Here is a 22,480-nt window from a genome sequence, read left to right on the forward strand (position 1 = left end):
TGAGGCTGGCGCGGCACGTCATGCTGGCCTATCGTGCGATCATGCGTTTGAAGTCAAACATCTGGGTCTCAGCCTATCTGCGCCGGTGCCAGACCGAGGGCGTTTACGGTGCCGTGCGCCGTCGCGGCGCAGAGGAGGCGGGTGCGGTGTTCGTGAAGGTGGCGCTGCTCGACGGCAGTGCGATGCTCTACGTGCCGGCGCCGCAGACCTCCTATGACGACGGCCGTCCGATCGATCGCTTCTTCGTGCCGCTGACCCCGCAGCCGATGCCGGAGCCCGAGGTCGAGGAGCGTCTGACCAAAGAGGTCCGCTTCGATCCCGACGCCTGGATCGTCGAGACCGAAGACCGCGCGGGGCGTCACTTCCTCGACCTTGCGAAGACCTAGCGATCCGACGATCCGTCGGTGCCTGTCCGTACACCGGGCGCTGAGCCCGGCTGCACGGCCGGTCGCGTCTGGCCTGCGCCGGCACGCGCGCGCTGGCGTTCGCTGTCGTGCAGCGACGACTGATACTTCGCCCGCGTGACGGCGAGCGTGGAGCCGCGCCAGGCCGCCAGCATCACCAGCGCGGAACGGTCGCTGAGGCGATCGTACAGCCGCGACAGCCGGTAGACCGCATCCACCGAATTGCCGATCTCCGGCTTGAAGAACAGCAGGATGCGCTGGAAGTTGGCGCTCGGCATGTCGAGCGCGCGCGCGGCGATCGCAAGCGCCTCGCCGCCGGAATCGTCGACGATCTGCGCCGCGACGCGCGAGGGCAGGATCAGGCTGTCGCCGAGCTCGAATGTGAAGTTCTCGATGTCGCCCGCGATCGCCGCCATCTCCAGGATCTGGATCGCACGCTTGGCGCGCACGGTCGGAATCCGCGGCGCGGCCTTGAGCGGGGTCTGCGCCAGATTTTGCAGGATCAGTGCCCGCTGGGACGCATCGGCGCGGAAGAACATGTCGTGGATCTCGGCGGCGTCCTTCGGCTGCATCGCCATATTCGAAGCCATCCGCAATTCCGCGTCGGTCGGCGTACGGGCCGGCGAGGGGACGGATGCGGGTGCGGGGATTGCGCGCGCCAGCGGAACCCTGCGGCCTTCCTGGGCCGCGACCAGCCCGAGCTTCTGCAGCACCGGGACGGGCGTGGAGGGATAAATCGCAAGTCGCGCCTTGACGGCCGCGCGCGTCGCATCGTCGACCTGGTCGATCAATCGCGTGGCGAGTTCGACGAATTGCCGCTGTTCGTCCTCGCTGTGGACGCGCGTCTGGACATAGAGGTCGGTCAGCACGCGCAGCAGCGTCGGGCGGACATCGACGCCTTCGCGACGGGAGAGGCTCATGAGCCCGTCGAATCCGGGAAACAGCGATTTGGTCATGGAGAGATACGCGACCTGAAAAGATACTCGGCCGCCAGCCTATCGCAGGTTCCTTTAAAGGCTCGTTAAGGAAAACGAGGCGTGAAGTTCGCACCGCAAATTACGGCGTCGCCGTGCCGCAACGGGACGCGGGCAGGCGGCCCGTGCGGCTACGGTCCGGCCGGCGCGTTTACATCCCGTTAACCATGTCCTGATCTTAATGAATGCACATTGCACGAGCGCGCTCGGTCGCGCGGCAATTGATAGAGAGCTGATATGGGGACCATCATCGAATTTCCGGCCGGTCGCCGGGCAGGCTCGTCGGGGGATGCCGCACCGCGCACGGAAACGGGAACGATTCTGATCCTCCCGGTGATCCGCATCGAGCGCGAGACGGACGAAACCAGCGACGGTCGTGGGCCGGAAGCGGGCACAGCGCCGGGGCGCCGTCGTCGTCGCCGCTAGCATCCGGCCTTTGCAATGCCGGACGTCATCCGCCAGATCCGCACCGTCGGAGCCGCCATCCTTCTCGCATTCACGGGCGCGACGCTCGCAGCCTGCAGCGGCGGCGATTTCGGCCGCACCCGCGCCGACATGCGCAGCGACGACATGCATGCCTGGCTCGGCGCCGAGGTCACTTCCAGCGTCGGTCTGAAGCCGTCGCGTTTCCAGCTCACCGACGAAGAGCGCCAGCTTCGCGACCTCGCCTATCCCATGATCGAGCCGCCGCTGTCGCGCCCTGCATGGAAGAGCGTGTTCGGCGACTACAAGGCCTTGCCGTCGCCTTGGCGGCAGAAGATCGTGTTCGACCGCACCATGTACGGGCGCACGCTGATCGACGAGCCGCACCGCTCGCATTCCTCGCGCTATGCGCAATTGATCGAGGACGTGCGCAACGACATCAGCCGCTTCGAGCCGTTCTTCGGCTGCGCGATCCGCGTCATCGACCTCGACAAGAAGCGCAACGCCAGCATGGCGCGCGTCTCCGGGCTTTCGCCGGCGGAGAAGGCCGACGCGGTCGAGCGCATGCAGGAGAATTCGCTGATCATCCAGTGGGTGCAGCTCTCTCTCGAACAGCGCGTCTCGTCTTACCGCTGGGCGCTGGAGCGCCTGGTGATCCAGGCCCCCGACGGCATGGCCGCCGACGCCGACCGCCTGATCGGCGAGCTCGCCGCACAGACCGCCAACCCGCCGGTCGCAGCCCAGCCGCCCTACGGCCGCGCGGTTGTGTCGAAGGGTTAGACCTCTCGCGCGCAGCACGCCGGCGCGGTCGGCGATGTTGGCTGATTTCCATCACGCACAGATCGACACGGCGGAGCGCATCGATCGCGGCGAACTGCGGCGCGATGACGCGTCGGATACCGGAGCTTCGTCTCGGAATCATGTCCAGATATTTTGATCTGGAGTCGTTCCAGATCAGACTCGTTCTAGATGAGAGAGGTTCTAGCTTGGACCTATGGAATAAGACCTGAAACCGCTTCCGGCACATCCGCGTGATTGTTACGAGTGCTCTCGCAATATCGGTTGAAATGCGAGGCGTGTTGGGAATGAAGAACGCGAAGTTTCTGTTTTCGGTTTCGACGATCGCGTTGGCGACCTTGACGTTCGACGTTTCTGCCTTCGGTCAGCCGGCCACGCAACTCGCTCCTGTCGTTGTCGAATCCGCAGAAGCGCGACCTGCAGCCCGTCCAAAACCTTCTCAAGCCGCACGAACGGCTGCGCGACGCAACGCGGCACGCGCCGCCAATGCTCAACCTGCGGCTCCGGTCGCGGGTGCGTCCTCGCCGGGGCGGGAGACCGCAACGGGTCCCGTGCAGGGCTATCTCGCGACGACGAGCGGCACGGGCACCAAGACCGACACACCGCTGAACCTGACCGCGCAGTCCATCTCCGTCGTCAGCGCCGAGCGCGTCCGCGACCAGGGCGTCAGCAGCGTCCAGGAGACCCTGCGCTACGTGCCCGGCGTGTTTGCCGAGCCGGGCGGCGTCGATTCACGCAACGACTATTTCAAGGTCCGCGGCCAGGACCCGAACGTCTATCTCGACGGCACGCGGGTGAACAACCGCAACAACTTCAACGAATGGCGCGTCGATCCCTACATGCTCGAACGCATCGAGGTTTTCCGCGGGCCCGCATCGGTGCTCTATGGCGACACGTCGACGGCGGGCCTCGTCAACCTGATCTCGAAACGTCCGCGTGCGGAGCAGGCCAGCGAGATCGGCGTGTCCTTCGACAATTTCGGCCGCAAGCAGGTCCAGATGGACTCGACCGGCAAGGTGACCAAGGACGGCGAATGGCTGTATCGCTTCGTCGGCCTGTTCCGCGACAGCGGCACCCAGGTCGATTTCGTCCCCGACAACCGCATGCTGCTGGCGCCGTCGCTGACGTGGCGCCCGACCACGAACACGAGCTGGACCGTGCTCGGCGTCTACCAGAAGGACAAGACCGGCACCACCAACGGCTTCCTGCCGCGTGAGGGCACGCTCACGCCCGGCATCAACGGCTACATCCCGCGCAACCGGTTCGTCGGCGATCCCAACAACGACGTCTACCAGACCGAAACCGGCGCGATCAGCAGCCTGCTGGAGCACAATTTCAACGACGCGGTGAAGTTCACGCAGAACCTGCGCTATGCTCATGTCGACGGCGTCTATAAGAGCGTCTATGCGAATTTCTACGGCGACCCGTTCCTCGATGCCTCCAGGCGCACGGTGAGCCGCTACGCCAGCAGCCAGGCCGTCTCCAATGACAACTTCACCGCCGACAACAATCTGCAGATCAAGGCGCTCACCGGTGCGCTCGAGCACAAGGTGCTGTTCGGCGTCGATTATCGCGACTTCTATGCGCGTTCGTCCGTCGCCCCCTTCGCCTCCGACGCGACGCCGTTCGACCTCTATGCGCCGGTCTACACCAGCGTTGCACTGCCTGATCTGGAGCGGCTTGCAAACGCGCGCCAGAACCAGACCGGTCTCTACGCCCAGGACCAGATGCGTTACGGCCCTTGGCTCGCGACGCTCGGCGTCCGGCAGGATTATGCCAGCACGCGCTATCCCGGATCGGACAGCGACAGGTCGGCGACGACGGGGCGCGCAAGCCTGATGTATGAAACGCCGTTCGGCTTCAATCCCTACGTGGTCTGGGCGCAGTCGTTCAACCCGGTGTGGTTCAGCCCGACCTATGGCGGCGCCGGCTGTTATGGCGGCCCCTGCAAGGACCAGCGTGGCGAGATCTATGAGGTCGGTTTCAAGTATACGCCGATGCAGGGTCTGGCGATCAACGGCGCGATCTACGACACCGTGGAAAGGAACCGGCTGGCGACGTCGCCAGATCCGGCGCTATCGAGCCAGATCGGTCAAGTCCGCATCCGCGGCGCGGAGATCGAGGTCATCGGCAAGGTCACTCCCGATCTCGATATCATCGGCAGCTATTCCTACATCAACGCCAAGGTCGAAAAAGGCGACAATGTCGGCAAGACCGTCGAGGGCGTGCCCGCCAACCAGGCGTCGCTGTGGGGCAAGTACCGCCTGAGCGCGCTCGGCCTGCGCGACGTCACGGTCGGTGCCGGGGTGCGCTACATAGGCGAATCCTACGAGGAGACCAACACCTACACCATTCCGTCCTACACGCTGTTCGACATGATGATCGCCTACGATCCCGGCAAGTACAGGCTGCAGCTCAACGTCAACAATGTCGGTGACGAACGTTACGTGGCAGCCTGCTACGCGCGCGGCGATTGCTATTACGGACAGGGGCGGACCATCCTGGGAACGGCGACCGCCCGGTTCTAGGCTGAACCGTCAGGCTTTGATCGCCGCGAAATATCGTCGGCGGGGATGAAGCGGAGCGTGCCGGCACGACGTGTCGGCTTGCCGGTGTCGTTGGTGTGATTGACGCCGTCCATGACCGGAACCTCGTGGAAATCGAACGGGCTGATCCCGTCGAGGCAGGCGACGTTGACGGCATAGAGCGACGTGTCCGATCGCCGCTGATGATGGGTGTAGATTCCACAGACCGAGCAGAAGAAGTGCTGTGCCGATCCGGTATGGAAGCGGTACGTCGTCAGCGTATCTTCTCCCTTCAGGAACCTGATCCCGCCCATCTCCGCCATCGCCACGACGGCGCCGCGCATGCGGCAGTAGGAGCAGGTGCAGCGGCGGATCGACTTGAAGCCGTCGCTGAGCGTCACCTCGAAACGCACCGCGCCGCAATGGCACTGGCCCGCCCGAACGGTCGTGTCGTTCATGGTGCGGCATCTCCGTCAATTCGCGAACCTAACGCGCCTCGACCACTTCGCCGTCCTCCTTCACGAACCGGCCGACGGGTGCGTCCAGCAGACCGATAACGGCTTCGGAAGGGCGGCACAATAGCGTGCCTCTGTCCGTCACCACGATCGGCCGGTTGATCAGGATGGGATGTGCCATCATGAAGCCGAGCAGTTCGTCGTCCGTCCATTTGGGATCGGCAAGACCGAGCTCCTTGTAGGGCGTTCCCTTCTCGCGCAGCACTGCGCGGACCGGGACGCCCATCGCCGCGATCAGCTGCTTGAGCCTCTCGCGCGAGGGCGGCGTCTTGAGGTATTCGATCACGGTGGGCTCGACGCCGCTCTGCCGGATCATCGCCAGCGTGTTGCGCGAGGTACCGCAATCGGGGTTGTGATAGATCGTGACGCTCATGAGAATGTCTCCGCGATCGGGACCGGGCCGTGGATGATCATCGTCGTTGCTTCACTGGCGCGCCTCGGTGGCCCTTGGTGGGGCTTTGGCACCGGCTTCATACCAGCCTTTGGTCGCCTTCACGATGCGGACGACGGATAACATCACCGGGACCTCGACGAGAACGCCGACGACAGTCGCAAGCGCCGCGCCGGAGTCGAGGCCGAACAGGCTGATCGCGGCGGCGACCGCCAGCTCGAAGAAGTTGCTCGCGCCGATGAGGGCGGCCGGAGCGGCGACGCACCAGGCAACGCCAAATCGCCGGCTGAGCCAGTATGCCAGGCCCGCATTGAAATAGACCTGGACGAGGATCGGGACGGCGAGGATCGCGATGACGCCCGGCTGCCTGACGATCTGCTCTCCCTGAAAGCCGAACAGCAGAACCAGTGTCGCCAGAAGCGCAACGAGCGACAGAGGCTGCAGTGTCCGCAGGATGCGGTCGAAGGCATCCCCGCCCTTTGCAGCAGCATCCTTCGCCACGCCTGCGCGACGATCACGGGAACCACGATGTAGAGCAAGACCGAAAGCATCAGCGTGCCCCAGGGAACGCTGATCGAGGCGACCCCGAGCAGCAGCCCGACGAGCGGTGCAAACAGGAAGACCATGATCACGTCGTTGAGCGCGACCTGGCTCAGCGTATAGTGGGGCTCCCCTCGCACAGATTGGACCAGACGAACACCATCGCGGTGCAGGGCGCGGCGGCCAGCAGGATCAGGCCCGCGATGTAGGACGGGATCTGGCCCGCCGGCAGCATCGGCGCGAACACATGGCCAATGAAGAACGTGCCCAGCAGCGCCATCGAGAACGGCTTGACGGCCCAATTGATGAAGAGGGTGACGCCCACGCCGCGCCAGTGCTCGCGGACCTGGCCCAGCGAGCCGAAGTCGATCTTCAGCAACATCGGCACGATCATGAGCCAGATCAGCGCCGCGACCGGCAGGTTGACCCTGGCAATCTCGGCGGTCGCAACCCCTGCAAAGAAGCCGGGCATGACATGTCCCAGCGCGACGCCGGCCACGATGCAAAGCGCGACCCAGAGCGTGAGGTATCGTTCGAACAGTCCCATCGGCTATGCCACGTCGTCGTTGGAAAGGGTTGCGCCCTTGGAGCGGCCGATCTCGCGCAGCCTGGTGCCGAGCGAGAGCTTGTCGATGCTCCTCAGCGGGAGGTTCACGAAGGTATCGATCCGGTTCTTCAGATAGCGGAACGCCGTGACGAACGCCGCCTGCTTCTGCAGCTCCGTGCCTTCGGCGGCAGCTGGGTCCTCGATGCCCCAGTGCGCGGTCATGGGCTGTCCCGGCCAGATCGGGCAGGCCTCACCGGCGGCGTTGTCGCAGACGGTGAAGACGAAATCCATCACCGGCGCATCGGGCGCGGCGAACTCCAGCCAGCTCTTCGAGCGCATTCCGTCGGCAGGATAGTCCATGCTTTCCAGCGTGCGCAGCGCCAGCGGGTGGATCGCGCCTTTCGGCGTGCTGCCGGCGGAGAACGACTGGAAGCGGCCGGCGCCGTCCTTGCGCAGGATCGACTCGGCGAGGATCGAGCGCGCCGAATTGCCGGTGCACAGGAACAGGACATTGTAGATATGGTCAGGCACGGACTCGTCCCTTTCGCTTTGGAGTGCAGCAGGCTTGCAGGCTGTCGACCACCGGCTCGCACACTTCAGGCCGCCCGCCGCAGCAATCCCGGAGCAGAAAAACCGCGACGTCACGGAATTCGGCGAGGTTGGCGCGGTAGACGATCGAGCGGCTGTGCCGCTCGGAAGTTACGAGGCGCGCGCGCGCCAGGATCGACAAATGAGCCGACAGCGTGTTCTGCGGCACTTCCAGCAGGCGCGCGAGATCGCCGGCCGCAAGGCCGTCGGGCTCATGCCGGACCAGCGTCCGGAACGCCTCCAGCCGGGTCGATTGCGACAAGGCGGCGAGGGCGAGAACGGCTTCTTCGGCTTCCATATATCCAGACTTATGGAAATATAACGTCGTCGTCAATCGGAAAGTCGGTCGCCGCTCCGCGCTATATTTCGAATATTCTAGAAATACGGTTGACGGCGAGATCGAACCGGCGCATCCTGCCGCCATGAAGATCGCTGACGCAGCCGCACGTCTGGAAGCCCTGGGCAATCAAACCCGCCTGCAGATCTATCGCGCCCTGGTTCGGGCGGGGCACGCGGGCATGCCCGTCGGCCGCTTGCAGGACAAGCTGAAGATTCCGGCATCGACGCTGTCGCATCACATCAAGTCTCTGGTCGCGGTCGGGCTCGTCAGTCAGGTTCGCGAGTCCACGACGCTCGTCTGCCACGCCAACTTCGATGCGATGCGCGGGCTGGTGGATTTCCTGGCGGCGGAGTGCTGTGCGGACGAAGTCGGATGCAAGGATGTGCAAACGGCGGCGTGAATTTTCGTTATCGAATTATTCGATGATTCTAGAATGATGGGAGTAGCGGCATGAGCGACGCAAAGACAGTTGCCATCATCGGGGCAGGGCCGGTCGGGCTGGCCGCGGCAGCCCATGTGCTCGAGCGCGGCATGTCGCCCATTGTGCTGGAGGCCGGGCCCGAAGCGGGGCATGCGGTTCGCCAGTGGCAACAGGTCCAGCTGTTCTCGCCGTGGGAATATAACGTCGACAAGGCCGCCGCGCGGCTGCTTGCACCGACCGGATGGAATTCACCGGATCCCCAGTCCTATCCAACCGGCGGCGAGCTGCTCGATCGATATCTGACGCCGCTTGCGACGAGGACGCCGCTGCGCGATGTGATCCGCACGTCCAGCCGCGCCACGGCCATCAGCCGCGTCGGTTTCGACAAGGCGAAGACCAAAGGCAGAGAACAGGCGCCGTTCGAGATCCGCTACCAGAACGGCAAGGGCCCCGAGGTGCTGCGCGCCGATGCCGTGATCGATACGTCGGGCTCATGGTTCTCGCCCAATCCGGCCGGCCGAAACGGCTTGCCGGCGATCGGCGAACCCGAATGCGCCAGCCACATCGCCTACGGCATGCCCGATGTCCGCGGCGCCGCTCGCGCCAGATATGCCGGCAAGACGGTTGCCGTGCTGGGCGCCGGTCACTCCGCGGTGGGCACGCTGATCGATCTCGTGCACCTCGCGGACGAAGTGCCGGGGACGCAAGCCGTCTGGCTGTTGCGCGGCGCCGATCCGGCCAAGGCCTTTGGCGGCGGCCGCAACGACAAGCTCGCCGCGCGCGGCGAACTCGGCAGCACCTTCGCCGCGCTCGTTGCCGCAGGCAGGATCAAGGTCGAGACCGAATTCGGCGTCACGCATCTGTCCGAAGCCGGAGGCCTCCTCAAAATCTCTGCCGGCGCCTGCTGCGGCGCGCGAAGCGTGATCGCGGACGAATTGATCGTGTCGACCGGCTTTCGTCCCGATCTGTCATTCCTGTCCGAATTGCGCCTGCGGCTCGATCCCGCCATCGAGGCACCGTCCGCTTTGGCGCCGCTCATCGATCCCAACGAGCACAGCTGCGGCACGGTCCGCCCGCACGGCGCGCGCGAGCTCGCGCATGACGAGCCGGGATTCTATCTCGCCGGCATGAAGTCGTACGGCCGCGCGCCGACCTTCCTGATGATGACCGGCTATGAGCAGGTCCGCTCGATCGCGGCCGACCTTGCCGGCGACAAGGAGGCCGCGGCGAGGGTCGAGCTGGTGCTGCCGGAGACCGGCGTCTGCACGCGCGGCGGTGTCGAGTCCGCCGAGGCGGCGTCAGGATGTTGCGGCGGTCCGGCGAAGGAAGAGGCGTCGGCCTGCTGCGCCGCCGATGAAGTCGCGAAGAAAGCCGGTGCGTCGGGGTGCGGTTGTTCATGACGCAAGTTCCTGCGGGCCAGAAGCTCGAGGTCCGTTCGCTATCGTGTTCGCGCTCGGCACCGCGCAGACCATCGCGTGGGCGTCGAGCTACTATCTCCCGGCCATCCTGGCGGCGCCGATCGCGCGCGATCTCGGTCTTTCGCCGACCTGGGTTTTTGCTGCGCTGTCGGGCGCGCTCGTCATCTCCGGTCTGCTCGGCCCGCGCGTCGGCCATGCCATCGATACGTTCGGAGGGCGGGGCCTGCTTGCGATCTCGAACATGGTGTTCGTGGCAGGCCTGCTCCTGCTGTCCGTAGCTCATGGCGCGGCGGTGCTGATCGCCGCCTGGGCATTGCTCGGGATCGGCATGGGCATGGGGCTCTATGAGGCGGCCTTCGCGACGCTGACGCGCATCTACGGCACCCATGCGCGACGAACCATCACCGGCATCACGCTGATCGCGGGTTTTGCCAGCACGCTCGGCTGGCCGCTCACGACCTGGCTGGACTCCGAGTACGGCTGGCGCGTCGCCTGTCAGGTCTGGGCGGCAATCCACATCGTTCTGGCGTTGCCGCTCAATCTGTCGCTGCCACGCGCGGTCCCATTGGATCAGATGCCTCAACCGGCCGTGCGGGCAGGTCCACAACCGGGAGCCCAGAGCGAGACCTTCGCCATGGTGCTGCTGGCTTACATGTTCGCGGCGGCAAGCTTCGTCAGTTCGGGCATCTCGGCCATTCTGCCGACCATGCTGGTTGCGTTCGGCGCGACGCCGGCACAGGCCTTGCTCGCGGGCGCGTTGGTCGGGCCCGCGCAGGTCGGCGCGCGCCTTCTGGAGGCAGGGTGGCTCGGCCGGTTTCATCCGCTGCTCTCGGCGAGGCTGGCCATGCTCATGAATCCGATCGGTGTCGTTGCGCTGGTTATGGGCGGCCCCTTGCTTGCGTCGACCTTCACGGTGCTCTACGGCGCGGGCAACGGCATCATCACCATTGCCCGCGGCACGCTTCCCCTGGCGCTGTTCGGGCCGGCGGGATTCGGCAGGCGCGTCGGCATGATCTCGCTGCCGTCGAGGGTCACGGGGGCCGCCGCGCCGCTCGCACTGGGGCTGATGGTGGAGCACATCGGCAGCAATGCGCTGTGGATCAGCGCGCTCGTCTCGGTCTCGGCCTTCCTTGCGCTCTTGCTGCTTCGCACGCAGCAGGCAACATCGGCGCCGCTTCAGGCGGGAGGACAAAATTCGTAAGCTCGGCGGCCGCTCGCTGATCGCGGTGATGTGCATCGGCCAGGTCGGCAATCTGCTGCCGCATGTGACGCTGTCGGCCAACCTTGCGCAGCATCTGATGCCGGCGTGGGGCCTCTCCGCCGCCGAAGGCGGCCTGATGGCAAGCGGCTATGCATTCGGCTACATGCTCGCGGTGCCGGTGCTGACGACGTTGACCGACCGGATCGACGCGCGGCTCGTCCTGCTCTGGGGCTCGATCGTCAGCGGGCTCGCGACCGCGGCGTTCGGTATCTTCGCGCAAGGCTTCTGGTCGGGAACGGCGATCTGGTCGCTTGCGGGCCTCGGATTTGCCGGCGCCTACATGCCGGGCCTGAAGGCGCTGACGGACCGGCTTCCCGCCGGCGACACCTCGCGCGCCGTCACGCTGTACACGTCGAGCTTCTCGGTCGGTGTCGGCCTCTCGTTCCTGGCGGCGCAGCTCATCGCCGACCATTGGGGATGGCGCACCGCTTTCCTCATCACTGGCTTCGGACCGATCGCCATGGTCGTCGCATGCCTCCTCATGCAGGGGCAGCGGCCCGCGCCGAAGGCGGGGCGCATGCTGAACTTCGCACCCGTCTTCGCCAACCGCGAGGCGCTCGGCTACATCTTCGGCTACGGCGCCCACTGCTTCGAGCTTTACGGCATCCGCACCTGGCTGGTCGGGTTCTGGACCTTCGTCGTCGTCCATCAGGGCGCGCCGTCATGGCTGAGCCCCGTTTTGATGAGCTTCTGCTTTGCGGTGATCTCGATGCCCGCCAGCATCCTCGGCAACGAGGCCGCGCTGAAATTCGGCCGCCATCGCGCGATCACGGTGGTGATGATCGCATCCGCCTGCGTCGCGCTGGTCATCGGCCTCAACGCCACGGCGCCCGCATGGGTGCTCGCGCTGCTGCTCCTCCTCTACGGCCTGACCGTGCCGGCCGATTCCGGCGCGTTGACCGCGGGCATGTCGGCCGCCGCAATGTCCGAACATCGCGGCGCGACGCTGGCGCTGCATTCGACGGTCGGTTTCGGCCTGTCGGCGCTCGGCGCCTGGGGCACCGGCGCCGCGCTCGACGCAGCCGGCGGCCCGCAGAGCGCGAGGGGCTGGCTGCTGGTGTTCATCGTGCTCGCGGCGGGGATCGCGCTGGGGCCGGTGGCGTTGCTGTGGGCGCGGAGAGGGCAGCCCGGGAGCCCGGGAAGCCGCGATCTGACTTGAACCGGCCAGCCGCCATTTAGTTCGCTCCTGTGATTCGACGATTGGCTTCACCCGGGCAACGAAGAGATGGGACAGCCGGCGCGCTCGTACCAAGTCGGTTCCGTCATCGCCTCGCCAACTGCGTATCGCCGTACTCATTCGCATTTCTGGTAGATTCCTGAAATTGCTTCGGCCGAGCACATGATGCCTCCCCATTGATAACCGATGCGGCCGTGGAATTCGATTTTGAACCAGTCGTAACCATCCATGTTGCCGGCCCGCTCCAGCAGCGTGATGCCGCTTTTCTCGCTCAGGCTCGCCAGCTTCGACGCCGACATCGACGGCTCGGCCCGCATGATACCGCCGAGTGACATGCCGGCCATCGGCAGCGCCGGCTGGTTGGCGATGGGGCGTCGACCGGGATGCGCATCGTTGGGAACGCATCGGTCGGTCTGCGGCGCCTGATGGAAGCCGGGCCCGCACGGGTCTGCATTGCCGAGCCCGGACCGGCCCTCCTGCGCGGCGACCTCCGGTCTGAAGCTGCATTTGGCGGATCCCCAATCCGGAATTTCGACCGTGATCCGGCTCTGGTCCGGGGAGATCTGGATGGCGTAATCGCCTTCGGAGAAGCGCAGGGGATTACCTGCTTCCTGTTTCAGTCGCATCGTGCCGCCTTCGATCGGTCCGGCCTTGATCGCGTTCGGAGCGATCACCGTGAGCGTGATGGCGTTGCCCTTGGCGCAGGAATAGGTGCGGGTTTGTGCACCGGCAACGCCCGCGGACAACATCAGAGCCAAAATGGCGGCAAGCGTCTTGATCATCGACGACACTCGAACTGGAGCCGGCCATTGCAAAAAGCGTCATGGCGGCCGTGAAGATCTGAAGCGGCGGGATTGCGATCCCGTGGCGTGACTGCACGCCGCGGGATCAAAGGACTTGTCGTTACAAACACTGACCCTGTGGGTTCAGTTTCTTCGGCGGCGCGCATGCCGGTGGCGGCGGTGGCGGGGGCGCTGTCACCGGCTTCGGTGGTGGCGGCGGCGGTGTCGCCGGCTTGGGTGGAGGCGGAGGCGCGGTCACCGGCTTCGGTGGCGGCGGCGGTGGTGTCACCGGCTTGGGCGCAGGCGGCGGTGCTGTCACCGGCTTGGGTGGCGGCGGCGGCGCGGTCACGAGGCTTGGGCGGCGGAGGTGGTGGTGGCGTCACCGGCTTGGGCGCAGGCGGTGGCGCAATCACCGGCTTCGGCGGCGGCGCGATCTCAGGCTTCGGAATCGGTGACGGTGTGACCACCGGCTTAGGGGCAGCGGTCGGATTAGGTGATGGCGTTGCCACCGGCTTGGGCGCAGCCGTAGGGAGCGGTGCGGGCGTCGCCACCGGCTTGGGCAAGGCCGTCGGTGCTGGCGTAGGCGGAGCTGCCAGCTTGCAGTTCGGGGGCGTCCCGACCTGGCCGGGGGACACGTCTCCGGGCGGCTTCGGGGCCAGCATGATGTTTGATGGGATGGTGCAGATGCCCCCGACAATTCTCATGTTGTTCGGGCACAGGCAGTTCGCCGCCTGCGGGTTCTCGCCCGCATTGCACTGCCGTGGATTTGTGTCCGGCTTGATCGTCGTCCGCGCGGTGCAGACGTTGTTGACGATGGTCATGCTGTTCGGACACAGGCAGTTTGCCGCCCGCGGGTTCTCGCCCGCATTGCACTGCCGTGGATTTGTGTCCGGCTTGACCGTCGTCGGCGCCGTGCAGACGTTGTTGACGATGGTCATGCTGTTCGGGCACAGGCAGTTTGCCGCCCGCGGGTTCTCGCCCGCATTGCACTGCCGTGGATTTGTGTCCGGCTTGACCGTCGTCGACGCCGTGCAGACGTTGTTGACGATGGTCATGCTGTTCGGGCACAGGCAGTTTGCCGCCCGCGGGTTCTCGCCCGCATTGCACTGCCGTGGATTTGTATCCGGCTTGATCGTCGTCGGCGCGATGCAGACGTTGTTGACGATGGTCATGCTGTTCGGGCACAGGCATTTCGCCGCCTGCGGGTTCTCGCCCGCATTGCACTGCCGTGGATTTGTATCCGGCTTGATCGTCGTCGGCGCCGTGCAGACGTTGTTGACGATGGTCATGCTGTTCGGGCACAGGCATTTCGCTGCCTGCGGGTTCTCGCCCGCGTTGCATTGCCGTGGATTTGTGTCCGGCTTGATCGTCGTCGGCGCGGTGCAGACGTTGTTGACGATGGTCATGCTGTTCGGACACAGGCATTTCGCCGCCTGCGGGTTCTCGCCCGCGTTGCATTGCCGTGGATTTGTGTCCGGCTTGATCGTCGTCGGCGCGGTGCAGACGTTGTTGACGATGGTCATGCTGTTCGGACACAGGCATTTCGCCGCCTGCGGGTTCTCGCCCGCATTGCACTGCCGTGGATTGGTGTCCGGCTTTACCAACGTCGTCCCTGTGCCAGCTACGCACTGAAAATTGCTGCCACTCCCTTGCAGCGTCGTTCCGGTCGGGCAACCGCAAACGCCCTGCTCGATCCGGCCGCCGGTGCAGGTGACGCTGGCGTTCAACTTCACGCAGTTGCCAGCGGCGTCCTTGGTTTCGCCGATCTGGCAGACCTTGTTGTTACCGCCAGCCGCACCCGCAACGCACTGGAAATTGATCCCGCTGCCTTGGAGCGTCGTTCCGGGCGGGCATCCGCACACACCCTGCTCGATCCTTCCGCCGGTACAGGTGATACTCGCGTTGAGGCTGACGCAATTGCCGTTGGCGTCCTTGGTCTGCCCGATCTGGCAAACCGTCCCGGCACGGGGCGCGCTCGTGGCACAAACGGATCCTGCGCCGGCGACCTCGAACTTCTGAAGCAGGCAAACGCAGCCCCCGGACATGTTCTGCCCATCCAGACAGGCCTGACCGGCACTGGGCATGGCGAAGCACCGCCCATCCGCCGTTGGGCGCATTGGCAATTCACATTTGCAACCGCTGTTGAGAAAGGCATTGTTGCTGCAGACCGGCGCCGCACCTGTTGGTGTCGGCGTGGGCGAAGGTGCAGGCGTAGGTCTCTCGATGACACCCGGGGTGGTGGTCGGCGTGACCACTGGCGTCGTCGTCGGCGTGACCACGGGGGTCGTGGTCGGCGCGACAACCGGTGTGACAGCCGGCGTTGGCGCAGGCCGCGGCATCTGGCGGTAGCAATTCGGCGGAGTGCCGACCAGCGGCGGCTGACACGTCGCGGCCACCACACAATTGGGCGGCGTGCCGGTTTGTCCGCTGCCGCAGAACTTGTTGTTGCCAAACACCGTCCCGACCTGCGGGCGGTCCTTGCCGCCGTTGATGATCCCCAGCACCACGCCGCCAACGACGGCCGGCACCAGATACGGCGCCACGCGCGAAATCGAGGCCACGCAGGAGAAGTAGGGATAGTCGCCCCAGACGACCGTGCCGCGGGGGCAGTAGCAGGCCTGATAGCCGTTGCCGGAAATTCCGACCTCGCCGCCGCGACAGACCAGATCCCGGCGGCAGGCGCCTCCGGGGCCCATTTGCCAGGGTGGGCAGTTACCGCCGCCGATCCATTCGCATTCGCCGGTCGCTTCCGACCATTGGAAGCCGCGTCGGCACAACAAAGGCTGGGTGATGTAGGCCGGACGCCGGCACGTGGAGCCGGTCCAGTAGCCCCCGATTTCGCGACAATCGGCCAGCGCAAGGTCATAGGCCGGGTTGCGGGGCGCAACCGGCGCCGCGGCAATTGGACGTCCACCGGGCGCCACTGCGATCTGTCGCCACTGGCTGTTGTTATCCTGGTCCTGCCGGAAATCGTCGACCAAGGCTGCCGCACCATTGACCGAAAGCAGGAAACGATCGGTCTCGCGGTTGCGGAATTGGACGAAGTTGGTGCCGTCCACCGGCTCGAACGACCAATGCGCCTCGGTCGCGTTAGGAGAGGCCGGAATAGCTCTTGGCTTGCCATTGACGTCGGCGAGATAGGTTTTCTTCCACCCATTCTTGATCCGCACGAAGGGCGTATTCGGCACGCTTTCGAATGTCCATTGCCCGCTGTCCCATTCGGGCGGCACCGCGATGACATCGACCGTTCCGGAGGCCTCTATGTTGAGCGCCTTGGAATTGTCGAGACGCGCGACCAGCCTGTAGGCCCCGCGCAACTGGAATTGCTCGACCGGCGAAACCTGCGGCAGCTGCGCCATTGCATCTTGCGGGGCCGGCTCCGGCGGTGCTGCGGCGACAGGAGGGAGTGCCGGCGGCGATTGAACGACCGCGGCTGGTGGCGGGGCTTGAACAACAGCCGGCGGCGGTGCTGCGGGCGCAGCCGGCGCGAGCGGTTGCTGCGCACCGGGCACTGGCGGCGTCAACTGCACGGTCGCGACACCGCCGACGTCGATCGTCATCGGATCGGCAGTGGCCGTGACGGCATAGAGGCATTTTTCCGCGTCGTCGGTCACGACCCAGGAATGGCCGCTCGACGTCGGCTGCTTGAACTGGTTGCCGGCTTCCACGAGGCCGACGAATTTGCGATCGCCGCTCGGATCGATCCAGTAGATGCGCCGGCGTTCGGTCGAAGCGTTGCGGAACGACAATTCGACGGGGCTGCCGGGCTGCGCCGATTTCAGGCTGGCCTCGGCGCTGCAATCCAACGCCTGAGCCACGCCCAGCGATACGGAAGACAGCGTTGCTGCGGTGATGATCAATGCGGAAAAAACGGCTTTCGAAAAAGAACGAGGCAAAGACAGTGACATTAATGCACACCTCAAAAAATGGGCGCGCGCAGCCGCAATATGGCCGCGTAACCGCGTTGCATCCCGCCGCGAGTTAACAAGGCGGTTTTCGCGCACGCATGATCAGTTCTAATTATGCGACAGTTTGAAGCAGGCTGGGCGGCGTCAGCTCGCCTGCGGGTCTCCGCCGCGTACCGCGGAGATACCCCCAGCAGGGCGACAACGTCGGTTTGGCGCTGGCAGCCGGTCTTCTCGAGGACAGCCCTGACCTGAACGCGAACGGTGTTCGGCGAAACGCCGTTGTCGCCGGCGAGATCGTCTACGGTCTTTCCGGCGGCAAGGCCGCGCGCAACGCGGGCTTCGGCAGGCGTCAGGTCGAACAGCGACATCACCAATTCCACCGGCGGCGAGTTCGGCGCGGCGACCGGCATCATGATGAAAACGGCCGTGCTGCGGGCAAAGATATCGCGGGCAGAAAAGCGGACCGGCACGACATGGCCAACCATCGGCGAGTCATTGACCGGGTCGCGCACGGGAAACGACTGAACACCATTGTGATCCCCGAGCTTCACCCGGGCGAGTGCGTCGACCAGCATGTCGTCCGCGCTCCTGTCCTTCAGCGCCACGCGGTCGCCTGCCCGCCAATGCACGAGGTGGCCCATGCCCTCGATCAAGGCGTTGGCACTGAGCACACAGCCGGCTTCATTCAGCACCAGCGCGGCCAGGCCGAGTGCCGCCAGGGTCTGGCTGGCGGCCTCGGCGCGTTCGAGGTGCAGCCGCGTCGCAAGCACCGCGGCGCGGGCGAGATGCGGGCGCAGCGTATCGAGCTTCCTGATGACGGCGGCGTCGGCAGGGCCTTGCGCGACGGTACGTGACAGCACGATCGAAAGCGCTTCGCCGGTCGGCAGCGAAAAAGCCGTCGCGGCTCCCCATCCGAGACCCATCTTGCGCCAGTTGTCGCGATAGATCGGCTCGGCCTCCAGTTCATCCTGCGAACACAGGTCGACGTCGCGCAGGAAGCCAGGATGCCGGCTCTTGTGAACCAGCGACATCAGCTTGCCCTGCCAATACCAGCCTTCGGCGACGAAGCGCCCGGTGATATCGCGGGAATTCTTCGAAGCTGTCCAGGCTGTGACCTGGGGGTGGGTGACGAACAGCGAGGCGCCGGCAGATTCGGATATTTTCGACGTGTTCTTGAGCACTTCAGGCCAGAGCTCGGGCACGAAGCTACACTCGTAGATCCGGTCGACCAGTTCAGATTCCCAGGATTGCAAGGATTCCAAGTGGTTGTGCCCCCCAACCTGCCGCTCCGCCCAAGCGGTTACGTCGATAATCGTTGCAAGAAAAACAAACCTTGTCGAGTGCCGCGGAACTCTGTTCTTGGCGCGGAGGGCTGATGCCCCAAAGCATCTGTCGGGATTGAACGCGACGTGAGACGATAAGCGGCCGTCAGCCGGACGCCACGCGGCAAACGCAAACGGGTCGCCGCGTGACGTTTGACATCGTCAGAAGCTGATACCCAGCCGCGCATTGAACGAGCGGCCCGGTCCCTTCACGTTGTAGCCATACGCCGCCGACGATCCCATCATCGAGACGACCTTGTAGTCGACCAGATCTGCGCCGCCGAGCGGCAGGAAGTAGTTCTGGTTGAACAGATTGTCGATGCCGAGATCCAGCCGCACGTGCTGCCACTGATAGCCCGTGCGCAGATTGACCAGCGCATAGGATGGTGTCGTCAGCTCGTTGCGGGTCTGGTTGACCTCGTCCTTGGAGCCGACGAGCTGGAGCTCGACGCTGCTGGTCCAGCCGCCGAGGCGATGGTCGAGCGCGAGCTTCGCGTTGACGGGCATCATGTGGTAGAGGTCCACGCCGTCGGTGCGCTTGCCGCGGACATAGCCGATCAGGCCGCGCAGCTGGCCCTGGCCATAGACCGGATTGTCCCACACGCTCAGCCGCCCTCGAGATTGACGCCGTAGAGCGTCGCGTCGTGATTGGCGAACTGCAGGTAGACGAAGCCGGTGCTGGTGGTCAGATTGGCCGGATTGCTGGCGAGGCAGCTTGCGGTTGCGCAGCGGTCGACGTCGATATAGTCCTGCACGTAGCTCGCATAGGGCGTCACTTTCACATCCCAGATCCGTTGCGCGGGATCATGCCATCCGGCGGTGAAGCTGACGGTGTGGGCCTTCTCGGGCTTGAGGTCGAGATTGCCGACATAGCCGTTGCCGTCGCCGAACCAGCCAATCATCTGCATCGCCATCGCATTGGTGGACCAGGCGTAGCGCTCGTAGAGATTGGGCGATCGCGTCTTGCGGGCAAAGCCGAGCTCATACTGGCTGACATCGTTCGGCTCGTAGCGGAGCAGGGCGGAGCCGTCGACATGAACGTCGGTGCGGGCGTGGTTGACGGCGTTGAACGCGGCCGCATCGGCGCCGTAGTCCATGTCGTTGTAGCCCTGCACGTTGCCGGTGTTCATCCAGACGACGTCGTTGCGCAGGCCGACGATCGACGTCCACTGCCGGTCCCAGTGGCGTTCCCACTCGACGAATGTGCCGACGCGGTCGCGCGTGCCGCCGTTGATGTTGATGAAGGTGTTCGGCGCCATCATCATCGATCCCGCCACCGGGCTCCACCAATCGTCCAGCCGGTTGACCGCCAGCTCATTGCCGATTCGAAGCAGGTCGTGACCGGAGAGAGGCACCGTCGCCTTCACCGCGTAGCCGCCGTCGAGACCTTTGGTGTCCATCGGCATGTCGCTGACCTTGTCGGGCGCGATGAACCCCATGGTGTGCCGGATCTGGTGCACGAAGGCGCTGGCTTCGAGCTTGCCCCAGTCGAACACGCCTTCGTAGCGGCCGTTGGCATACAGGCCACGGTTGTAGACCATGTCCATGTACTGGTTGACATAGCCCTGGAACGGAATGAACTGCCCGCCGATCTGGAACGTGAAGAGATTGCCGAACGTCTGCTTCGAGACGCTGATGGCGTGGTTCTGGGTCTCGTAGAGCGTCGACTTGATCGTCGAGCCGTCGCCCGCCTTGTAATCGCTCGCACGGACCCAGCCACCGGTGTAGGTGACGCTGGTGTCGCGGTTGGCGACCGTCGCGGTGGCATCGACCCCGTACGCATTGCCGTTGCTGCGGAAGAAGCTCGACAGCTGTGTGCTGGTCACCCAGCCGGCCTGCTCCGGCACGAAGGCCGGCGGGGCCGTGGTCACGTCGATGCGGCTGCCGATGTAGTCGCCGCCGACCGACACCGGGCCGACGCCGAGATAGGCCCGCATCTTCGCGATCATCGCCGGATTGACGAACGACAGCGGCGGATTCATTTCGTTTGGACAGGCCGGGCTGATCAACATCGAGTTGACCGCGACCTGCAGCCGGTCGGCGCCGAATCCGTTGATCGCCGGCAGGCTGGACACGCCGCCGGCGCCCCATGCCGCGCCGCCCGGCAGGTCGGTGACGAGCGAGGCGGAGTCGCTCGACGACAGGCCGCGGTCGAAGCCGGCGTTTGGCGGCAGTTCGGCGGACGCTGGCACTGAATTCCGAGGTTCATCTGCCGCGGCCCTCACTCGCTGCGGTGTTGCGGCAGCCGGCGCGGCGGTGACAATGCCACGCGGCTTCCGCTTGCGCTGTTGCGGGGCATCCACGGTCACGGGCGAAAGTTTCTGCTGCGCTTGCGCGAATGCCGATGTGGCGAAGGGTGGAAGCAGGGCGACGGTGGCGAGCAGGGCGGGTGGGACGAGCACCGTCGTCGCGATCCGTATCGACCGGCGCAGGCTGATGGATGTGTTTGACATGTGTTTTTCTTCTTCGGGCCAGAGTGCACTGGCGCATGACGGAGGCGGGGCGCGCGAGGGCGGCCCCTGCCGGTGATGCGGAATGGGTGAAGCAAAAGCAGCTCAGGCTCCGCATGCGTGTCCCGGGGCGGGAGTTCACGGGGAGCTTTCGCGCGAATGTCTGCGCCGGTCAGCGCAGCATCAGGTCAGGGCAGGTGGTCCGCGGGACTGGTGATCGTAGGATCGCGCATAGGCGACGATCCGCTGCCGGAACGAATAGACCGCGCTCGCCGGGATCGGAACGCGATCGGTGAATGCCGGCTCGACGGGCGGCAGACCGCCAGCGACGTGGTGCCCCACGCACAACGGGCAATGCACGGCGGCCTTTCCGCGGTTCTTGTCCGCGTCGGTTCGCGCAGAATCCCCGTTGTCGCTGCTGATGCAGAGCTCATGTGCCGCCGCCGCGGCGAGAGGGGAGATGCTGGCAATCAGGAGGCTGGAGAGGATGACGTTGAACACGAGGGCGTAGGCCGCAATAAATGCAGCGCCCCAGCCGATCCGTCGCTTGAAAGCGAACCCCGTCATTCCACTCTGTTCCCCACGGCAGGACTACCATAGCGAGAGACCGAGTCAAATGCGCAGGGGCGCATTTAGTCGACCGTATGCAAGGGTCTCAAACGGCCATTGATCCTTCATTTCAGAACTCAGTTTCCTGAATCCTTCAACCAGGAGGACATCGTCTGGTTGAGGTCATCGGGCACTTCATGCTGAATGAAGTGGCCAACGCCAGGAACGATCTTGATCGTGAGATCGCGCGGATTTTTCATCCAGGATTTTTCCAGATCGAGCGTGCTCAGCAAGGCATGGCTCTCCTCGATTCCGTGCAGATGCAGGACGGGGCAGTTGATCGTGGCGCCGTAGATCGTCTTCATCGTGGGATCGAAGAGGTTGAGCGCAAACTGGGGGAGTAATTCATCATGGCCGGGATGGACGATTTCGAGAAGGCCTCGATGTAACGGCGTTTGACCTCGGGTTTGACGACCCAGTAGGCCAGATCGTCCGCAGTCAAATTGTCGCCTTTGCCGCGCGCGAAGAATTTCGTTGCGTATGCGCTGGCGCTGGACTGCGCGACGGGATGGTTCCAGGGAAGCAATTCCTTCGTGATGGCGCCGGGATGAGGGACGCTGAGGACGACAAGTCTTTCGATCAGGTCCGGATTTTGTCCGGTGAAGAGCCAGGACAAAGCGGCGCCCCAGTCGTGCCCGATCAGGATGACCTTTCGGCCCTTTCTCTCCGCCTCGATCACGGCGCGGATGTCATCGAGGAGAACCGGCGTCTTGTAGTTCTCGACACCATCAGGCCGATCGCTCAGATCGTATCCGCGCAGATCGAGAGCGACCACTTGATGGTCCGCCGAAAAGACCTGGAGCTGGTTTCGCCAGGAGTACCAGAAGTCCGGAAATCCATGCACGAACACCATGAGCGGATTCTTGTCGGAGCCCATGGTGACGTAGTGGATCTTCGTCCCGGCATTGTCCGCATATCTGTGCAGGAGGTTCGGATTCTTGTCGATATCGGCGGCAGGCTCGCTCAGCGCGGGCGGGATCTTATTGTGCCAGACGGCATCGGCTGACGTCTCCCCGCTGGCAGTTTGGGTGAATATCGCACTGAACATGACGGCTCCTGAAAGCACCATCGAGCGGGCTCTGAGGGC

General features: G+C 64.9%; 20 protein-coding genes and 2 pseudogenes. 9 read left to right on the forward strand and 13 right to left on the reverse strand.

The window, feature by feature from the left end:
• Nucleotides 1-41: 41 nt before the first annotated feature.
• A complete protein-coding gene (locus ACQ86E_RS24910) occupies nt 42-386 on the forward strand; it encodes a DUF1491 family protein (protein WP_143844198.1) in 345 nt (114 codons plus the stop codon).
• Here ACQ86E_RS24910 and ACQ86E_RS24915 read toward each other — a convergent pair.
• The gene (locus ACQ86E_RS24915) at nt 383-1,360 is read right to left on the reverse strand and encodes a DUF2336 domain-containing protein (protein ID WP_431202236.1); all 978 of its coding nucleotides are present in this window, start codon (nt 1,358-1,360) and stop codon (nt 383-385) included. The genes ACQ86E_RS24910 and ACQ86E_RS24915 overlap by 4 nt on opposite strands.
• Nucleotides 1,361-1,615: 255 nt before the next feature.
• Here ACQ86E_RS24915 and ACQ86E_RS24920 point away from each other — a divergent pair, with 255 nt between their 5' ends.
• From ACQ86E_RS24920 to ACQ86E_RS24930, 3 genes are all read left to right on the forward strand, one after another.
• Nucleotides 1,616-1,804, forward strand: a complete 189-nt coding sequence (locus ACQ86E_RS24920; protein ID WP_015687392.1) for a hypothetical protein — start codon at nt 1,616-1,618, stop codon at nt 1,802-1,804.
• A gap of 15 nt (nt 1,805-1,819) precedes the next feature.
• Complete coding sequence (locus ACQ86E_RS24925; RefSeq protein WP_431202237.1) at nt 1,820-2,581, forward strand: hypothetical protein; 762 nt, start codon at nt 1,820-1,822, stop codon at nt 2,579-2,581.
• Between the two features lie 569 nt (nt 2,582-3,150).
• Complete coding sequence (locus ACQ86E_RS24930) at nt 3,151-5,127, forward strand: TonB-dependent siderophore receptor (protein ID WP_431202238.1); 1,977 nt, start codon at nt 3,151-3,153, stop codon at nt 5,125-5,127.
• Here ACQ86E_RS24930 and ACQ86E_RS24935 read toward each other — a convergent pair.
• The 5 genes and pseudogenes from ACQ86E_RS24935 to ACQ86E_RS24955 form a co-directional block, all read right to left on the reverse strand.
• Nucleotides 5,124-5,582 carry a GFA family protein gene (locus tag ACQ86E_RS24935; protein ID WP_431202239.1) on the reverse strand — a complete coding sequence of 153 codons (459 nt, stop codon included), beginning with the start codon at nt 5,580-5,582 and terminating at the stop codon, nt 5,124-5,126. The genes ACQ86E_RS24930 and ACQ86E_RS24935 overlap by 4 nt on opposite strands.
• 28 nt (nt 5,583-5,610) lie before the next feature.
• The gene (arsC, locus tag ACQ86E_RS24940; protein WP_431202240.1) at nt 5,611-6,012 is read right to left on the reverse strand and encodes an arsenate reductase (glutaredoxin); all 402 of its coding nucleotides are present in this window, start codon (nt 6,010-6,012) and stop codon (nt 5,611-5,613) included.
• 51 nt (nt 6,013-6,063) lie between these two features.
• A pseudogene (gene arsB, locus ACQ86E_RS24945) lies at nt 6,064-7,117 on the reverse strand (ACR3 family arsenite efflux transporter).
• A gap of 3 nt (nt 7,118-7,120) precedes the next feature.
• Entirely contained in the window at nt 7,121-7,648 is a 528-nt protein-coding gene (locus ACQ86E_RS24950) for an arsenate reductase ArsC (protein ID WP_431202241.1), read from the reverse strand.
• Nucleotides 7,641-8,003, reverse strand: a complete 363-nt coding sequence (locus ACQ86E_RS24955) for an ArsR/SmtB family transcription factor (RefSeq protein WP_431202242.1) — start codon at nt 8,001-8,003, stop codon at nt 7,641-7,643. Before ACQ86E_RS24955 ends, ACQ86E_RS24950 begins: the two co-directional genes overlap by 8 nt.
• A 124-nt stretch (nt 8,004-8,127) precedes the next feature.
• Here ACQ86E_RS24955 and ACQ86E_RS24960 point away from each other — a divergent pair, with 124 nt between their 5' ends.
• The 4 genes from ACQ86E_RS24960 to ACQ86E_RS24975 are packed head-to-tail and all read left to right on the forward strand — an operon-like array spanning nt 8,128 to nt 12,304.
• A complete protein-coding gene (locus ACQ86E_RS24960) occupies nt 8,128-8,445 on the forward strand; it encodes an ArsR/SmtB family transcription factor (protein ID WP_431202243.1) in 318 nt (105 codons plus the stop codon).
• 50 nt (nt 8,446-8,495) lie between these two features.
• Nucleotides 8,496-9,866: an NAD(P)-binding domain-containing protein gene (locus ACQ86E_RS24965; RefSeq protein WP_431202244.1), complete on the forward strand. Its 1,371-nt coding sequence runs from the start codon at nt 8,496-8,498 to the stop codon at nt 9,864-9,866.
• A gap of 40 nt (nt 9,867-9,906) precedes the next feature.
• On the forward strand, nt 9,907-11,085 hold the full coding sequence (locus tag ACQ86E_RS24970) for an MFS transporter (RefSeq protein ID WP_431206554.1): 1,179 nt from the start codon (nt 9,907-9,909) through the stop codon (nt 11,083-11,085).
• Nucleotides 11,086-11,113: 28 nt separating this feature from the next.
• Nucleotides 11,114-12,304 carry an MFS transporter gene (locus tag ACQ86E_RS24975; RefSeq protein WP_431202245.1) on the forward strand — a complete coding sequence of 397 codons (1,191 nt, stop codon included), beginning with the start codon at nt 11,114-11,116 and terminating at the stop codon, nt 12,302-12,304.
• A 134-nt stretch (nt 12,305-12,438) separates the two neighbouring features.
• Here ACQ86E_RS24975 and ACQ86E_RS24980 read toward each other — a convergent pair whose 3' ends face one another.
• A complete protein-coding gene (locus ACQ86E_RS24980) occupies nt 12,439-13,104 on the reverse strand; it encodes a hypothetical protein (protein ID WP_431202246.1) in 666 nt (221 codons plus the stop codon).
• On the reverse strand, nt 13,101-16,163 hold the full coding sequence (locus ACQ86E_RS24985; RefSeq protein ID WP_431202247.1) for a hypothetical protein: 3,063 nt from the start codon (nt 16,161-16,163) through the stop codon (nt 13,101-13,103). The genes ACQ86E_RS24980 and ACQ86E_RS24985 overlap by 4 nt, the downstream gene beginning before the upstream one ends.
• Nucleotides 16,164-16,523: 360 nt before the next feature.
• Between ACQ86E_RS24985 and ACQ86E_RS24990 the strand changes: the two genes are divergently transcribed.
• Entirely contained in the window at nt 16,524-17,009 is a 486-nt protein-coding gene (locus ACQ86E_RS24990; RefSeq protein WP_431202248.1) for a hypothetical protein, read from the forward strand.
• A gap of 14 nt (nt 17,010-17,023) precedes the next feature.
• On the opposite strand, the gene ACQ86E_RS24995 is transcribed toward ACQ86E_RS24990, so the two are convergent.
• From ACQ86E_RS24995 to ACQ86E_RS25015, 5 genes and pseudogenes are all read right to left on the reverse strand, one after another.
• Nucleotides 17,024-18,274, reverse strand: coding sequence for a helix-turn-helix transcriptional regulator (locus tag ACQ86E_RS24995; RefSeq protein WP_431202249.1), 1,251 nt, complete (start codon nt 18,272-18,274; stop codon nt 17,024-17,026).
• 222 nt (nt 18,275-18,496) lie between these two features.
• Nucleotides 18,497-20,787 (reverse strand): annotated as a pseudogene (locus tag ACQ86E_RS25000) (TonB-dependent receptor).
• Nucleotides 20,788-20,967: 180 nt separating this feature from the next.
• Nucleotides 20,968-21,351: a DUF2946 family protein gene (locus ACQ86E_RS25005; protein WP_431202250.1), complete on the reverse strand. Its 384-nt coding sequence runs from the start codon at nt 21,349-21,351 to the stop codon at nt 20,968-20,970.
• Between the two features lie 119 nt (nt 21,352-21,470).
• Nucleotides 21,471-21,698, reverse strand: coding sequence for an alpha/beta fold hydrolase (locus ACQ86E_RS25010; RefSeq protein ID WP_431202251.1), 228 nt, complete (start codon nt 21,696-21,698; stop codon nt 21,471-21,473).
• Entirely contained in the window at nt 21,695-22,270 is a 576-nt protein-coding gene (locus tag ACQ86E_RS25015; protein WP_431202252.1) for an alpha/beta fold hydrolase, read from the reverse strand. The genes ACQ86E_RS25010 and ACQ86E_RS25015 overlap by 4 nt, the downstream gene beginning before the upstream one ends.
• Nucleotides 22,271-22,480 lie beyond the last annotated feature (210 nt).

This window comes from Bradyrhizobium betae (assembly GCF_050632175.1).
Lineage (GTDB): Bacteria > Pseudomonadota > Alphaproteobacteria > Rhizobiales > Xanthobacteraceae > Bradyrhizobium > Bradyrhizobium betae_B.

Bases quoted from the DNA above. Each gene is read 5' to 3' on its own strand.
- ACQ86E_RS24915 (WP_431202236.1), bottom strand. From the start codon at position 1,360: ATGACCAAATCGCTGTTTCCCGGATTCGACGGGCTCATGAGCCTCTCC.
- ACQ86E_RS24955 (WP_431202242.1), bottom strand. From the start codon at position 8,003: ATGGAAGCCGAAGAAGCCGTTCTCGCCCTCGCCGCCTTGTCGCAATCG.
- arsC (WP_431202240.1), bottom strand. From the start codon at position 6,012: ATGAGCGTCACGATCTATCACAACCCCGATTGCGGTACCTCGCGCAAC.
- ACQ86E_RS24975 (WP_431202245.1), top strand. From the start codon at position 11,114: ATGTGCATCGGCCAGGTCGGCAATCTGCTGCCGCATGTGACGCTGTCG.
- ACQ86E_RS24910 (WP_143844198.1), top strand. From the start codon at position 42: ATGCGTTTGAAGTCAAACATCTGGGTCTCAGCCTATCTGCGCCGGTGC.
- ACQ86E_RS24965 (WP_431202244.1), top strand. From the start codon at position 8,496: ATGAGCGACGCAAAGACAGTTGCCATCATCGGGGCAGGGCCGGTCGGG.
- ACQ86E_RS24980 (WP_431202246.1), bottom strand. From the start codon at position 13,104: ATGATCAAGACGCTTGCCGCCATTTTGGCTCTGATGTTGTCCGCGGGC.
- ACQ86E_RS25005 (WP_431202250.1), bottom strand. From the start codon at position 21,351: ATGACGGGGTTCGCTTTCAAGCGACGGATCGGCTGGGGCGCTGCATTT.
- ACQ86E_RS24935 (WP_431202239.1), bottom strand. From the start codon at position 5,582: ATGAACGACACGACCGTTCGGGCGGGCCAGTGCCATTGCGGCGCGGTG.
- ACQ86E_RS24925 (WP_431202237.1), top strand. From the start codon at position 1,820: ATGCCGGACGTCATCCGCCAGATCCGCACCGTCGGAGCCGCCATCCTT.
- ACQ86E_RS25015 (WP_431202252.1), bottom strand. From the start codon at position 22,270: ATGGGCTCCGACAAGAATCCGCTCATGGTGTTCGTGCATGGATTTCCG.
- ACQ86E_RS24920 (WP_015687392.1), top strand. From the start codon at position 1,616: ATGGGGACCATCATCGAATTTCCGGCCGGTCGCCGGGCAGGCTCGTCG.
- ACQ86E_RS25010 (WP_431202251.1), bottom strand. From the start codon at position 21,698: ATGAAGACGATCTACGGCGCCACGATCAACTGCCCCGTCCTGCATCTG.
- ACQ86E_RS24960 (WP_431202243.1), top strand. From the start codon at position 8,128: ATGAAGATCGCTGACGCAGCCGCACGTCTGGAAGCCCTGGGCAATCAA.